Genomic DNA, 552 nt, shown 5'->3' on the forward strand with positions numbered 1-552 from the left:
GTCACCGGGGACAAGAAACTCCTCGCCGGCTCCCTGTTCCTGAACTGGGTTCTCGGCCCGGCGCTGATGTTCGCCCTCGCCTGGCTGTTTCTGCCTGACCTGCCGGAATACCGAACCGGTTTGATCATCGTCGGTCTCGCTCGCTGCATCGCGATGGTGATCATCTGGAACGACCTGGCCTGCGGAGACCGCGAAGCCGCCGCGGTGCTGGTCGCCATCAACTCGGTGTTCCAGGTGATCATGTTCGCCGTGCTCGGTTGGTTCTACCTCTCGGTCCTGCCCGGGTGGCTCGGCCTCGAACAGACCACCATCGACACCTCGCCCTGGCAGATCGCGAAATCGGTCCTGATCTTCCTCGGTATCCCGCTGCTGGCAGGTTTTCTGTCCCGCTTCTTCGGCGAACGCGCCAAAGGCCGCGACTGGTACGACAACAAGTTCATCCCCAAGATCAGCCCCTGGGCGCTCTACGGTCTGCTGTTCACCATCGTCGTGCTCTTCTCGATGCAGGGCGAACAGATCACCTCCCAGCCTTGGGATGTCGTCCGGATCGCG

General features: G+C 62.3%; 1 protein-coding gene. It reads left to right on the forward strand.

From position 1 onward, the window contains the following. On the forward strand, positions 1-552 hold a 552-nt coding region (locus AC1Q6C_RS33735), incomplete at both ends, for an arsenic resistance protein (RefSeq protein ID WP_492667140.1).

This window comes from Rhodococcus sp. MT28 (assembly GCF_058792695.1).